9 protein-coding genes and 1 pseudogene are annotated in these 12,706 nt (G+C 59.9%); 6 read left to right on the top strand and 4 right to left on the bottom strand.

Going from position 1 to position 12,706, the window contains the following annotated elements; genetic code table 11:
* Positions 1–6: 6 nt before the first annotated feature.
* From FHW77_RS00525 to FHW77_RS00515, 3 genes are all read right to left on the bottom strand, one after another.
* Entirely contained in the window at positions 7–990 is a 984-nt protein-coding gene (locus tag FHW77_RS00525) for an ABC transporter permease (protein ID WP_004446007.1), read from the bottom strand.
* 80 nt (positions 991–1,070) lie between these two features.
* The gene (locus FHW77_RS00520; RefSeq protein ID WP_052808808.1) at positions 1,071–2,171 is read right to left on the bottom strand and encodes an extracellular solute-binding protein; all 1,101 of its coding nucleotides are present in this window, start codon (positions 2,169–2,171) and stop codon (positions 1,071–1,073) included.
* Positions 2,172–2,224: 53 nt separating this feature from the next.
* On the bottom strand, positions 2,225–3,205 hold the full coding sequence (locus tag FHW77_RS00515; RefSeq protein WP_048902906.1) for a LysR family transcriptional regulator: 981 nt from the start codon (positions 3,203–3,205) through the stop codon (positions 2,225–2,227).
* A 387-nt stretch (positions 3,206–3,592) separates the two neighbouring features.
* On the opposite strand from FHW77_RS00515, the gene FHW77_RS00510 reads away from it, so the two are divergent.
* Positions 3,593–4,666 carry an NAD/NADP octopine/nopaline dehydrogenase family protein gene (locus FHW77_RS00510; protein ID WP_111814669.1) on the top strand — a complete coding sequence of 358 codons (1,074 nt, stop codon included), beginning with the start codon at positions 3,593–3,595 and terminating at the stop codon, positions 4,664–4,666.
* Between the two features lie 239 nt (positions 4,667–4,905).
* On the opposite strand, the gene FHW77_RS00505 is transcribed toward FHW77_RS00510, so the two are convergent.
* Positions 4,906–6,672 carry a diguanylate cyclase gene (locus tag FHW77_RS00505; RefSeq protein ID WP_182590343.1) on the bottom strand — a complete coding sequence of 589 codons (1,767 nt, stop codon included), beginning with the start codon at positions 6,670–6,672 and terminating at the stop codon, positions 4,906–4,908.
* 317 nt (positions 6,673–6,989) lie between these two features.
* On the opposite strand from FHW77_RS00505, the gene FHW77_RS00500 reads away from it, so the two are divergent.
* The 5 genes and pseudogenes from FHW77_RS00500 (at position 6,990) to FHW77_RS26575 (ending at position 12,507) form a co-directional block, all read left to right on the top strand.
* Positions 6,990–8,876: a sigma-54-dependent Fis family transcriptional regulator gene (locus tag FHW77_RS00500; protein WP_111814673.1), complete on the top strand. Its 1,887-nt coding sequence runs from the start codon at positions 6,990–6,992 to the stop codon at positions 8,874–8,876.
* A 164-nt stretch (positions 8,877–9,040) separates the two neighbouring features.
* On the top strand, positions 9,041–10,114 hold the full coding sequence (locus FHW77_RS00495) for a 2,3-butanediol dehydrogenase (protein WP_111814675.1): 1,074 nt from the start codon (positions 9,041–9,043) through the stop codon (positions 10,112–10,114).
* Positions 10,115–10,232: 118 nt separating this feature from the next.
* Complete coding sequence (locus tag FHW77_RS00490; protein ID WP_044459060.1) at positions 10,233–12,035, top strand: NAD(P)/FAD-dependent oxidoreductase; 1,803 nt, start codon at positions 10,233–10,235, stop codon at positions 12,033–12,035.
* 91 nt (positions 12,036–12,126) lie between these two features.
* A pseudogene (locus FHW77_RS26930) lies at positions 12,127–12,195 on the top strand (TetR family transcriptional regulator); the annotation flags it as partial.
* An 87-nt stretch (positions 12,196–12,282) separates the two neighbouring features.
* On the top strand, positions 12,283–12,507 hold the full coding sequence (locus tag FHW77_RS26575; protein ID WP_210276959.1) for a TetR/AcrR family transcriptional regulator C-terminal domain-containing protein: 225 nt from the start codon (positions 12,283–12,285) through the stop codon (positions 12,505–12,507).
* Positions 12,508–12,706 lie beyond the last annotated feature (199 nt).

The raw sequence follows: 12,706 nt of genomic DNA, 5'->3' as shown, positions 1-12,706 counted from the left end.
CATCTCCTACATCAGCCGGACAGAGCGACCGCCAACGACCCGCATGAAGAGACCAACCGTTGTCAGCGACACGGCGAGCATCAGCATGGCGAAGGCAGCGCCTTCAGGCCATTTGTCGTTGGAGGAGTGGAAGAGCGTCGCGATCACCTCCGGAAAGATGACGGCGTTCGGCCCGCCGAGCAGCAGCGGAGCGGCGAAGACGCCGACGGCGGTGAGGTAAACCAGGCTGCAGCCGGACACGATACCGTCTTTCGATAGCGGCAGGATAACGCGGCGGAAGCGTTGGAAAGGGCTTGCGCCTAGATCGGCAGCGGCGTGCACCAGCTGTACCGGGATCTTTTCTATGGCTGAATAGAGCGGGAGCAGCATGTAGAGCGCCAGGAGGTAGATAACGCCGAAGCTCAGCGAGAAGGACGTGTAGAGCATCGGGATGGGCCGATCGATGACGCCGATCTCGCGCAACAGGACGTTGACGGCTCCCCGATTGGCCAGAAGCATGATGACCGAGAAGGTCCGGATCAGTTCTCCGGCCCAGAACGGGATGAGCAGGAGCAGCAGCGCCCGCATACGCTGCTTCGGCTGGAGCACCTTCGCCACGTAATAGGCAACCGGATAAACGATCACCAGGGTCGACACGGTAACGACGGCGGCAAATACGAGGCTGCGTATGAAGGGCAGCACGTAAATCGAATCCGAGAAGAACAGGGCATAGTTGGCGAGCGTATAGCGCGTGGCCTCGTTCGGTTGAGGCGGATAGTTGTCCGTGAAGCTGATATTGGCCATTTGCAGGATCGGCCCGACATGCAGGACGAAAAGCCATATCACGGGTATCCCGGCAAGGAGTGCAAGGCGCGCATGGCGACTGTCTGCCAGCCGGCCTATGGTGGTTCGGTAAAGGGCTGAGCCTGTCACCTTGCCAATCCATCCGGAATAATGCGCCGGGGCTGGCGCGCCTTCCTCTCGCAGTTCAGTCATTGTCGTGTTCACCATGATCGTTCCCAGCTCTGGACAAGCTTTTTATTGGGGTCCTGCGAACCCGGCCGAGGTCGGGTTCGCATCGCAGCCGTAACTCAGGCAGCCTTGATTTCGGCAGCTGCCTTGTCGATCATCGCGTTCTTCATGGCCCGGTTGACCGAGCTGAAGAACTTGATGCGCTCCATCTGGTCCTGTGGAAGCGCCATGGCGGCCCGTTCGCGGTCGTTGAGCAGCTTGTCGACGCCATCAAAGGCCGAGGCGAAGCCCGACTGCCGAACCATGGCAGCCCCGATTTCCGGCGAGGCGAGGATAGCGTCCAGGAAGGTATAGGCAGCGTCCGCATTCGGACCGTTCTTCACCACGTTGAAGGAGTAGAGGAACCCGTAGGTGCCTTCCTTCGGAACGGACAGCTCGATGGGGTGACCGTCCATGATCAGCTTGGACGTCGGACCGGACCAGGCCTGCGCGACATAGATGTCCTCGTTCAGGAACATCTGCTGCACCTCGGAGCCCGCATCGTAGTATTTGCGAACCTTGTCCTTTTGGCTGATCAGGAAGTCGCGCGCCTTGTTGGTGGCTTCCTGGGCAACGGCTTCCTTGCCTTCATAGGTGACATAATCGCCGTCATTGCCCTGATAGAGCATGGTCAGCGAAAGGAAGTCCGAAATGATGTAGGATGTCAGGCCCTTGTATTCATCGTCGAACATCATGCCCCAGCTATCGGAAGGCTTGGTGTATTCCGTATTGCGGGCCAGACCTTCAAAGCCCGCCAAAAGCGGAACGCCGTAGGTAGAGCCGTTGATGGTGAGCTGCGGTGCGCCTTTGTAAGCTGCTGCCAGCTTGTCCCAATTCTTCAGTCGGCTGGTATCAAGCGGCGAAAGGAGATTGGAGCCGATGAACTGGGAGAGCCGGTGGCCGGTTACCGTCACGATATCGGTCGACGGCGTGGCGCCTTCAGCCGTAAGGATGTTATATTGCTTGCCCTGATCGTCCGTCAGACGGATGCGGATCTCGATCCCCGTGTCCTTCTGAAACTGGTCGATGAAAGACTGCGGCACGAACTTGTCATATGTCGTGATATTGACGACCTTGCCCTGCGCGTGGGCGGAGCGCATCAGGCTGGGCGCCGCCAGGATGCCAGAGCCGGCAGCGAGCAGCTTGAGGGTGGAACGACGGGTCGCTTTAAACTCTTTCATGGCAATCTCCTTGTTTTTGTTTGACCGGTTTGATGGGCTGAGCACTTGCATTTTTAGGGAACATCTCCTTCGACGGTTCCCCCATAGGTGACATCCGCAACACGGCCTGATGCGCCAGGATCGTGAGCGGTGAAATCGGGCATGCGTGCGGAAGCAACACGGATGATCAGCTGGATCAGCTCCTGGGCAGTGGCCGACAGCGGGCGCGCTGTTGCCGAGAAGATTCCCCAGAGGAACGGGATGTCGACGTCGAGCGGTCGCACAGTCACGCCCGCGGTCAGGGGACCGTAAGCGGTTGCCGGTTCGACAATCGCAATCCCCATCCCGGTCGAAGCGATCTGCACCGCACTCATCGCCGCGCTCGTCGCTATGATCCGTCGTGCGCGAACATTTGCCTCCTGCAGAGCCTTGTCCACCCGGCGACGCAGACGGAACGGATTAGCAAGCGTAATGACTGTCTGGCCGGCCAGGTCGGCCACGGAAATGACATCCTTGGCGGCCAGCGGATCGTGAACGGACAGAACGGCTGCACAGCGGCCCTGAAAATATCCGTGCGCTTCGAGGCCGGGCTGTTCGGCCGGGAGCGACGTCACACAGAAATCGGCGGTACGCCCCAGCACCGCCTGAACGGCGGCTTCGGCAGGCATGCTTCTTAAAAAGACCGTATGCGGAAGAAGGGCTTCCGGTAGTTCGGCGAGAGCAAGCGGCACCATACCCGTGGCAAAAGCAGGCGTAGCGGCGATCTCGACCGGTTCGGGCTCCTTGAGACTGATCCTTTGCGCTCGATTGCGCAGATGCTCGATGCCGCTGATGAAGCGTTCCGCTTCAGAATGAAAAGCGATCCCCTTGTCACTCGGCGTTATGCGCGGGCCATTGCGATCAAACAGCGGAAATCCAAGCGACGTTTCAAGGTCCTGGATAAGACGTGTGACCTGGGATTGCGAACGGTCAAGCAGGCGCGCAGCACCGGTGATGCTGCCTGCGGACATAACCGCAAGAAATGCCTCCAGTTCGCGTATCTCCATCGCTATCATGCATCCTTTGCATTATGACAAATTTAATGTGCATTAAACGCATGATGTCTGCTAGTGACAAAAGAGAATTTTTCGTTTGGGACGCGGAAGATGAAAAAGATGGCTTGCTGACTTCGAACTGTGCAGAAAATTAAGCCTCGGGGTGTGGCTTTTGCTCGTGCAGCACATGCATTTACTGGAAGGAGCCAGAATTTGCTGAGGGCGTAGGCAGGCGCGCGGATAAATGAGGCAGGGGAACCGCAAACACAGCCTCTGGCGCGCCAGAAAAAATGATGCATTTGCGCAACGATCGGCAGGCAATGTACAGAACCGGTTTGTGTTCTACGCGAAAGATAGAGACCAGAGGGTGGCGCCATGTCCACTCCTACAACCGAAAGGACAGATGACATGCGGATAGCCATTCTCGGTGCGGGTTCGATTGCTTATGGCATGGCGGCTTTCCTCGCCAATGCGGGGCATCATCCGTGCCTATGGTCGCCCTCCGGCCGCAGTGCCAAGCCGTTGTCGGAAGGCGAACCGCTCGTCGCTACCGGTGCGTTGGACTTCGTCGGTCCGGTCGAGGTCGCGGCGACCTGCGAGACCGCCATTGCGGATGCAGATGCGGTCATCATTGCAATGCCCGCAAACGGTCATCGTGCCGCCATCGACGCGGCGCTGCCGCATTTGCGGTCGGGACTGCCCGTCATCATCAGCTCCCATAGCTCCTTTGGAGCGCTCTATCTGTCGAAGCGGCTTTCCGAACGACAGCTCCGTCTGCCGATCATTGCTTGGGGGACCACGCTTCTGACGGCCCGCCGCCAAACCGACGGGCGCAGCGTCGTCGTCAACACCATCCGCCAGAAGGTGGACTTTGCCACCCTGCCGAAGTCGGCAGCCGCTGAGGGTCGGAGCCTGTGCACTGAACTCTTCGGTGATCGCTTCGTCGAACGTGACGGTTTGCTTGCCATCGCGCTCTCAAACCTCAATCCTCAAAATCATCTCGGGATCGCATTGCTCAACCTGACACGGATGGAAAAGGCGGAGAGCTGGGGACAGGGCGAACATGTCACACCGGCGGTCGGTCAGTTGATTGAGGCGCTCGACGCCGAGCGACTGTCAATTGCCGAGAGCTTCGGCCTGGAGGTCAAAACAGTTCGCGAACACTTTTCTCTCTCCTTCCATGTGCCCCTCGCCTCTGTTTCCGAAATGAACCAGCAGATGCATCGTGAAGGACGAGGCGGAATGGGCCCTTCCTCCATCGAAAGCCGCTACATTTTCGAAGATGTGCCGTTCGGCCTACTCCCAACCGTGCTTCTCGGCCGCATAGTCAACCGGCCTGCGATCCTGCACGAGGCAGGCGTTCGCATCTTTACCGCATCGGTCGCACACAATCTGGAGGCAGACAATGACCTGCTGCCGGAGCTTTCACTTGATCATCTCGGTCCGAGCGAGCTGCGGGAGCTTTGCGAGAGCGGATTTTAACGGAGCAGAGGAGCCGCCCGTGATCCCGACCGGCAGGAGCCGAGGGCCTTTCAGCGGGCCTTTGGCAATCCGCAGATCCTGAGAGAGATCGGCTTCCTGCAACGGCGGGCTGGCACGCGAACCGCAGTCCTGGATCGATTACACGAGCAGCTGGGCAGGCTCAGTCATCGTTACGGCATAGCTAAGTGAGCGCTTTCCGTCATGGCTGTAATTGGCCCGACGCGGATGTTGCCGGTTATTCACGAGGCCACAACTCTATTGCGTCCTTGTGCCTTGGCGAGCAGAAGGGCCGCATCCGCCCGTGCCAGCAGCGTGTCCAGCGGCCCGGCCTCCGGCGAGGTTGCCACACCCACGGAAATTGTTACGGTTCCAAGAAGTTTCCCAGCATGGGAGATGGCTGTAGCACTTACTGCCGTTCTCACTTTATCGGCCAAACCAGCAGCGTCGGCCTTGAGCATCCCCGGCAAGAGCGCGGTAAATTCCTCTCCCCCATAACGGTAAGCCTCACCGTGATCGCCCAGCGTGTCACGAAGCGTTCGGCCCACATACTGCATGACCTTGTCGCCGGCATCATGACCATATTCGTCATTAAAGCGCTTGAAGTGGTCGATATCGATCATCAGGCAGGCAAGTGGTGTCTTTAATTCGTCGCTCGCGAAACGTTGCACCCTTTCATCCAGATGCCGGCGATTGAACAACCCGGTCAAAGGGTCTTCGATAGCCATCAGCGTCAACTTCTCACGCAGCTGCAGATTGGCGATGGCAAGCCCGACATTTTCGGCAATCAGTTCGAGATAAAGCCGTGACGCATCGAGGTGCAGCGCCTGCCCTTCTTTTTCTTCCAGGTAAAAAAGCCCGATCATGTCGCCTTGCGCGGTCAACGGGACGCAAAGAGCGATAGCATCCGGATCATCCAGATGCTGACACGGCACATCGGTGTCGGAGAACCCGTTGGCGTGCGCCCGCCCGCGGCGCATCCCCCAGCACGCAGACGCAGGAAAACTGTCTCCGGCATTGTCAGGCGCTAGCCACTCCGAACTGCGGTTGAGGATATTCTTGCTTTCGTTCAGGATATAGAGACCGCCGGCAATGCCGGGAAAGATTTGCGGCGCAAAGCGCGCGACGATGCTGGCGAGCTCGCCCTGGTTCTGGCAGGCCTGCAGGCGGTGCATCATCTGCAGGATGAGGTCCTTGGTCTGTTGGTCTGCCCGTCGTTCCGCGTCGAGCCGATCGCGCTCGATGCCGCTCGCCCGGAAGATTTCAATCGCGGTGTTCATCTCGCCGATCTCGTCCCGGCGACTGTCGGGCAGCACCTCGACGGAATAATCCTGCTTTGCAAGCCGGTCGATGATCCCGCTCATCCGCACCAATGGCATGGCGATCCGGCGTCTCAGGATGAAATAGAGCACCGCCAGGAACAGCCCCCCCGTCAGCCCCAGCATGATCTTGGCGATGACGCTCCACCAGTCGCTACGCGCTCGCGCCGCGGCCAACTGCGATCCGGTTCTTGCGGCTGTCAAATCCCGAAAATGCGCGACAGTCGCCAGAAGATCCTCTTGCAGTCTTTCATGCTCGGGGCCGAACAACGTGGACTGGGCAGCGCTCTTCTCACCGCGCTGAAATGCTTCGACCGCCGCGATCTCGAACTTGTCGAGTGCGTCCGCATCCCTTTCGATCTTTCGCAGCGCATCGACCTCGGCCTTCGGCAGCACTTTCGACAAGAGCTGGTCAACTGCGGCTTCCCGGCTTCGCTCGCTTCCATCTTCAGCCCGGAACGCGTTGAGATGACGTGCTTCGCCACGCATGACAAACAGCCTGGCCTCGTCGGACCGGACCTCTGCGCCAAGTGCGAGGTCTTCCGCCAGACTATCCAGCGTCAGATGCTCTTCCACCGCGACACGCTCTTCGACGGCGCTGCGAGACGACATGATGAAGGCCGCGCCGGACAAAGCCGTCAAGACGACTGTCACTCCGTAAGCCCAGTTGGTGATCGCGCTTATTCTCATTCTCTAATACTACACACCGCTGCTTGCGGGAGGATTAAGACGCCGGTTGCGATTGCATGGTGCCTGCTCGACATTGCCGGCGCCGGCAGGCCCAGAGTTCAGCAAGCTGGCCGAAGTTGACTGGACAGTCAACGAGGGCAGCGCATGAATAGTTTGAACCTTTACAGGAGCGCCCACGGAGATCACTCATTCCGTCCGTGCGGAGATCGAGGTTCCAAATGATGCCTGACATTTGCCGAAGCATTAGTCACACTGAACAATTGCGGCTATGTTATTGTGGCAGATCACGGGAGGCGGCCTTCGAGGGCCGGTGATTGATGGGTTTTACGGACCACGTTAAGGAAATCGAGCGGGTCGGACAGGGAACCAACACGGGCCGCGACGCCGTTGTCCTGGAGTCCTGGCGGCGCTGTCTGGACGCCTACCAGCTCGATCCGGCGCAGGCGCGCGAGGCAGTGATCGTTTCGGAAACACGGCTGCGGGAACACCGTCAGCAGGCGGAAGATCTGGTACACATCGCCCGCTCCGGCCTGGAGCGGCTCTACCGGCAGGTTGCCGAACAGAATTACGTGTTGCTGTTGTCGGATCGGCTTGGTGTCACCGTTGAATTCCTGGGTGACCCCTCCTTCAACAACAATCTTCGCAAAGCGGGGCTCTATCTCGGTTCCGAGTGGTCCGAGCCCCGGGCCGGCACCTGCGCGGTGGGCGCCTGCATTGCCACGGGCGAGGCCCTGACGATCCACCAGACCGACCATTTTGACATCACCCACACACCCCTGTCCTGCACGGCAGCCCCAATCTATGATACGCAAGGATCATTGGCGGCCGTTCTCGACATTTCACTCCTCAGTTCGCCAATCCTGAAAGCCAGCCAGAACATGGCGCGTCATCTCGTCTCGTCGACGGTGCGGCGGATCGAGCTTGCCAATCTCATGGCAAACAGCCGTCACGATCTGGTCCTGCGCTTTGCGGGAGCGCCGGAGTTTCTCGACGTCGATCCGGAAGCGGCGATATCCGTAGACGGTGCGGGGCGCATCACCGGCATGACCCACGGCGGCGCCCGGCTTCTTGCCGCGTCGCGCGGTCTCGACTGGCGCACGCCCGAGCTTCTGATCGGCAAGCCCGTTACGGACTTCTTTCATGCGGGGCTCGACGAGTTAGCCTCGCTGACCCGGGCCAGCCTGCCCCAGGACCGGCGGATCGCCGTTCGAGACGGCTCGCTGCTCTTTGCCCATGCCATAGAACCGCAGCAACGCACAGGCAACGTGCCGCCTGCCCGCACTTCCGGCCGATCGCCGGCGATCAACAGGCTCGGCGGCAATGTTCCGGCGATCGACGACCTCAGGCGCAAGGTAGTCAAACTTGCACCCAGCAGACTGCCGATATTGCTGCAGGGAGAGACCGGGACGGGCAAGGAATATCTCGCCCGCATCATTCATGAGATGAGCGGGCTTTCTGGCCGCTTCGTGGCAGTCAATTGCGCCGCCATTCCGGAGCAGCTGATCGAGAGCGAACTTTTCGGTTACGTCCCGGGGGCTTTTACCGGGGCGCTGGCCAAGGGGAAAAAGGGGTTGATCGAGGAGGCCGAGGGCGGAACGCTGTTCCTCGACGAGATCGGCGACATGTCCTATGCCGCCCAGAGCCGGTTGCTCAGGGTTCTCGCCGAGGGCGAGGTACTTCCCGTCGGCGGCTCGGTCGCGCGCAAGGTCGGTTTCCGTGTCGTCTCCGCTTCGCATCGATCGCTGGCCAGCATGGTCGCGGCAGGCGGGTTCCGCGAAGACCTCTATTATCGGCTCAACGCCGCCGTCCTGTCGCTACAGCCGCTCCATGAACGCGAGGATTTGCCGTGGCTACTCGAGCAGCTGCTCGATAAACACAATACGAAGGACGGCCGCCTGACGCTGTCGGGCGCGGCGAGGCTGCTGCTCCTCAACCATCGCTGGCCAGGCAATATACGCGAACTCGACAATGCCATCGCCTTTGCCGCAGCGCTGTGCGACGATGGTGTGATCGAGATCACGGACCTGCCGGATCATTTGTCGCAGCCTGCCAGCGTGCGCATCGGCGACAGCCTCGAAGCAGACCTGCGTGCCGTCCTCACGAGTTGCAAGGGCAACGTCTCCGAAGCCGCCCGCCGTCTTGGTATCGATCGCACAACGCTCCATCGCCGGATGAGACGGTTCGGTATAGAGCGTCCGCACTAAGCCATTCATTGCGGCATCCACCACACCTGTCGCGCCACAGCTGTGGCGCAATCGTCGTCACATTCCCTGAAAACGCTGTGATTTCCAGCCCTCTCGACGATCGGCTCGGCTGGCACGGCGGTTGCTCCTCCTGATGGCATGAAAAGCAGCCTTAAGGAGGAAACATGCGCGCCCTCAGATTTCACGCAGCAAAGGACTTGCGGCTCGAGGACATCCCCGAGCCGAAACAGGCGGGACCGGGCCAGGTCATCGTCCGCAACCGCTTCGTCGGAATTTGCGGAACGGATCTTCACGAATACAGCTATGGCCCGATCTTCATCCCGACCGAGCCGCATCCGTTTACCGGCGCCCACGGCCCGCAGGTCCTCGGCCACGAGTTCGGCGGCGTTGTCGAAGCCATCGGTGAAGGCGTGACCTCGGTCGCCATCGGCGACCGCGTCTCGATCCAGCCTCTCGTCATGCCGCGCTCCGGCGACTACTTCGCCGACCGCGGCCTTTTCCATCTCAGCCCGCAACTCGCACTCGTGGGTCTCAGCTGGAATAGCGGAGGCATGGCTGAAGCCGCGCTGGTTCACGAATATAATGTCCAGAAGATCCCAGACGAGATGACCGATGAAGAGGCCGCACTCGTCGAGCCGACGGCGGTTGCCGTCTATGCCTGCGACCGTGGCGGCGTCACCGCCGGTAACAGCGTTCTCGTTACGGGTGCCGGCCCGATCGGCATGCTGACGCTGCTGGCGGCCCGAGCGGCCGGTGCCACCAAGCTGTTCGTCTCGGACCTGAACGATGCCCGCCTCGAGCTTGCCAAGAAAGTCCTGCCCGACCTTGTCGTCATCAATCCGAAGCGCGAAAAGGTTGGCGATGTCGTCCGCGCCCAGACCGAGGGCCAGGTGGGATGCGACGTTGCGATCGAATGCGTCGGCAACGAACACGCCCTGAAGGCATGCGTGGATGCTGTGCGCAAGCAGGGCGTCGTCGTTCAGACAGGCCTGCATCCGCATGAGAATCCGATCGACTGGTTCCAGGTCACGTTCCGCGATCTCGAGGTCAAAGGCTCCTGGGCCTATCCAACCCATTACTGGCCGCGTGTCATCAGCCTGATCTCATCCGGCCTCCTGCCGGCGACGAAGATTGTCACCAAGCGCGTCACGCTTGAAACGGCCGTGAAAGAGGGCTTCGACGCCCTCCTCGATCCGGCTGGCACCCACCTGAAGATCCTGATCGATCTCTCGAAATAAGCATCTCGGCCAAGGCCTGAAGGGAGAGGAGCCCTGAAGGCGGCGGTTTGGAGGCTTTGACGGAACGCCCGGCAGCGGCGTTCCGTGACCATCACCAAGCAATCATGGAGGAGAATAAATGCTCGATATCAGCCCCGGAACCAAGATCGACACGGCCCTTGCGAAGCTCGAAGGAGCGCTGGCGAAAGGCGACGTGGACGCGGCCGCCAACCTGTTTCAGGCGGATTGCTACTGGCGAGATCTGGTGACCTTTACCTGGAACCTGAAGACCCTCGAAGGCCGCGAGCAGGTCCGCGACATGCTTTCCAGCCAGCTTGCCGCAACCAAACCGTCCAACTTTGTGCAGGACACCAAGGAGGCCGCTTCCGAAGCGGGCGGCGTTACCGAAGGCTGGTTCGAATTCGAAACGGGGGTTGCCCGCGGCTATGGCCATATCCGTTTGAAGGATGGCCTGATCTGGACCCTCTTGACCACCATGACCGAACTGAAAGGCCATGAGGAGCCGAAGGGCTTCCGCCGCCCGATGGGGGCGGAGCACGGCCATGACAGAAACCGCACGACCTGGAAGGAAAAGCGCGAAAGCGAGGCGGCGGAACTCGGTTACACGTCCCAGCCCTATGTCGTCATCATCGGTGGCGGCCAAGGCGGCATCGCGCTCGGTGCACGCCTTCGTCAGCTCGGCGTTCCGACGATCATCATAGAGAAGAACGAGCGGCCCGGTGACAGCTGGCGCAAGCGCTACAAGTCACTCTGCCTGCACGACCCTGTGTGGTACGATCACCTTCCTTACATTCCCTTCCCGGAAAACTGGCCGGTATTCACCCCAAAGGACAAGGTGGGCGACTGGCTGGAAATGTACACCAAGGTGATGGAACTGAATTACTGGGGCTCCACGACCTGCAAATCCGCCCAATACGACGAGAAGACCGGCGAATGGACCGTCGTCGTCGATCGCGACGGCAGAGAGGTCGTCCTCAAGCCGAAGCAGCTCGTGCTGGCAACGGGCATGTCGGGCAAGGCCAATGTGCCGAAATTCCCCGGTCAGGACATCTTCAAGGGCGAGCAGCAGCATTCTTCCCAGCATCCGGGTCCGGATGCCTATGCCGGCAAGAAGGTGGTCGTCATCGGCTCCAACAACTCGGCCCACGATATCTGCGCAGCGCTCTGGGAAGCCGGCGCCGATGTCACCATGCTGCAGCGCTCGTCGACGCATATCGTCAAGTCGGACTCGCTGATGGAGATCGGCCTTGGCGATCTTTATTCCGAGCGGGCGGTTCAGGGCGGCATGACGACGCGCAAGGCCGACCTGATCTTTGCGTCGCTGCCCTACCGGATCATGCATGAGTTCCAGATCCCGATCTACAACAGGATTCGGGAAAGGGATGCCGAGTTCTACCAAGCGCTCGAAAAGGCCGGTTTCATGCTCGACTTCGGCGACGACGATTCGGGCCTGTTCATGAAATACCTGCGGAGGGGATCAGGATATTACATCGACGTGGGGGCCTGCGATCTGGTCATCGACGGTTCGATCAAACTGAAGTCTGGCGTCGACGTCTCGCATCTGACAGAGAACGCAGTCGTCCTGAAGGATGGGACGGAGCTGCCGGCTGACCTCGTGGTCTACGCCACCGGCTACGGTTCAATGAACGGCTGGGCCGCCGATCTCATCTCGCGCGACGTGGCGGACAAGGTCGGAAAATGCTGGGGCCTCGGCTCCAACACCACCAAGGATCCAGGCCCCTGGGAAGGCGAGCAGCGCAACATGTGGAAACCGACACAGCAGGAGGCGCTGTGGTTTCACGGCGGCAACCTGCATCAGTCACGCCATTACTCCCAATATCTGTCGCTGCAGTTGAAAGCCCGCCAGGTGGGCATCGAGACACCCATATACGGAATGACCAAGCCGCATCACCTGGCCTAAGCACAAAAAGAGCGTCGGCTTTACCGGCGCTCTTTTTGTAAGCATCCTCCGTTGTTGAGTTAAATGGCCGGCCCCATCCTTCACGCTTGAAGAAATTGCCCGCCATGCAAACGTATCAAAGGCGACAATCTATTCGCGCGTTGCAAACAAGGAAGAACTCATCGAGGCGGTAATCCAGCGAGAATCCGACCTCACGATCACCGGCGGGCAGTTTCGAGCGTCCGAGTCACTGTCGATCAAGGAAGCTTTGATCGCTTTCGGCACGCGCTATCTTAATTTCATCAATGGACGTGAACTGCACGGATGGGACAGATTGATCGCATCGGCATCAACGGCCCATTCCGATCTACCGCGCAAATTTTTCGACGCTGGCCCCGGCCGCGGCCAAAAAATGCTCACCGAGATTATCGCAAAGGCTTTGTCCAAAGATGAACTGTGTGCTCTTGATCCCGGCGTCGCTGCGGAAGACTGACCGGATTGTGGCTGGGTTTTGTCAATCTGGAGATAAAGCTTGGAGCCCGCCAGCCTCTGACGGACGCCGAGATCCAGCACAAGGTTGCAAGGGGCGTGGACCTCTTTCTCAAGATCTACGGACCTTCAGACACGGTTTCACGCTGAGCAAGACCAAGTCACTCCCGGAAAATTGAACCGCGTGTCGGCAATCCCTGGCC

It is taken from the genome of Agrobacterium sp. RC10-4-1 (assembly GCF_014138475.1).
GTDB classification, from domain to species: domain Bacteria; phylum Pseudomonadota; class Alphaproteobacteria; order Rhizobiales; family Rhizobiaceae; genus Agrobacterium; species Agrobacterium pusense.
This window is presented reverse-complemented; position numbering and strand designations above follow the sequence as displayed.

What these genes read in the sequence shown, in the direction of transcription:
- FHW77_RS00515 (WP_048902906.1), bottom strand. Translation starts at nt 3,205, where the DNA reads ATGATAGCGATGGAGATACGCGAACTGGAGGCATTTCTTGCGGTTATG.
- FHW77_RS00490 (WP_044459060.1), top strand. Translation starts at nt 10,233, where the DNA reads ATGCTCGATATCAGCCCCGGAACCAAGATCGACACGGCCCTTGCGAAG.
- FHW77_RS00495 (WP_111814675.1), top strand. Translation starts at nt 9,041, where the DNA reads ATGCGCGCCCTCAGATTTCACGCAGCAAAGGACTTGCGGCTCGAGGAC.
- FHW77_RS00505 (WP_182590343.1), bottom strand. Translation starts at nt 6,672, where the DNA reads ATGAGAATAAGCGCGATCACCAACTGGGCTTACGGAGTGACAGTCGTC.
- FHW77_RS00500 (WP_111814673.1), top strand. Translation starts at nt 6,990, where the DNA reads ATGGGTTTTACGGACCACGTTAAGGAAATCGAGCGGGTCGGACAGGGA.
- FHW77_RS00510 (WP_111814669.1), top strand. Translation starts at nt 3,593, where the DNA reads ATGCGGATAGCCATTCTCGGTGCGGGTTCGATTGCTTATGGCATGGCG.
- FHW77_RS00520 (WP_052808808.1), bottom strand. Translation starts at nt 2,171, where the DNA reads ATGAAAGAGTTTAAAGCGACCCGTCGTTCCACCCTCAAGCTGCTCGCT.
- FHW77_RS00525 (WP_004446007.1), bottom strand. Translation starts at nt 990, where the DNA reads ATGGTGAACACGACAATGACTGAACTGCGAGAGGAAGGCGCGCCAGCC.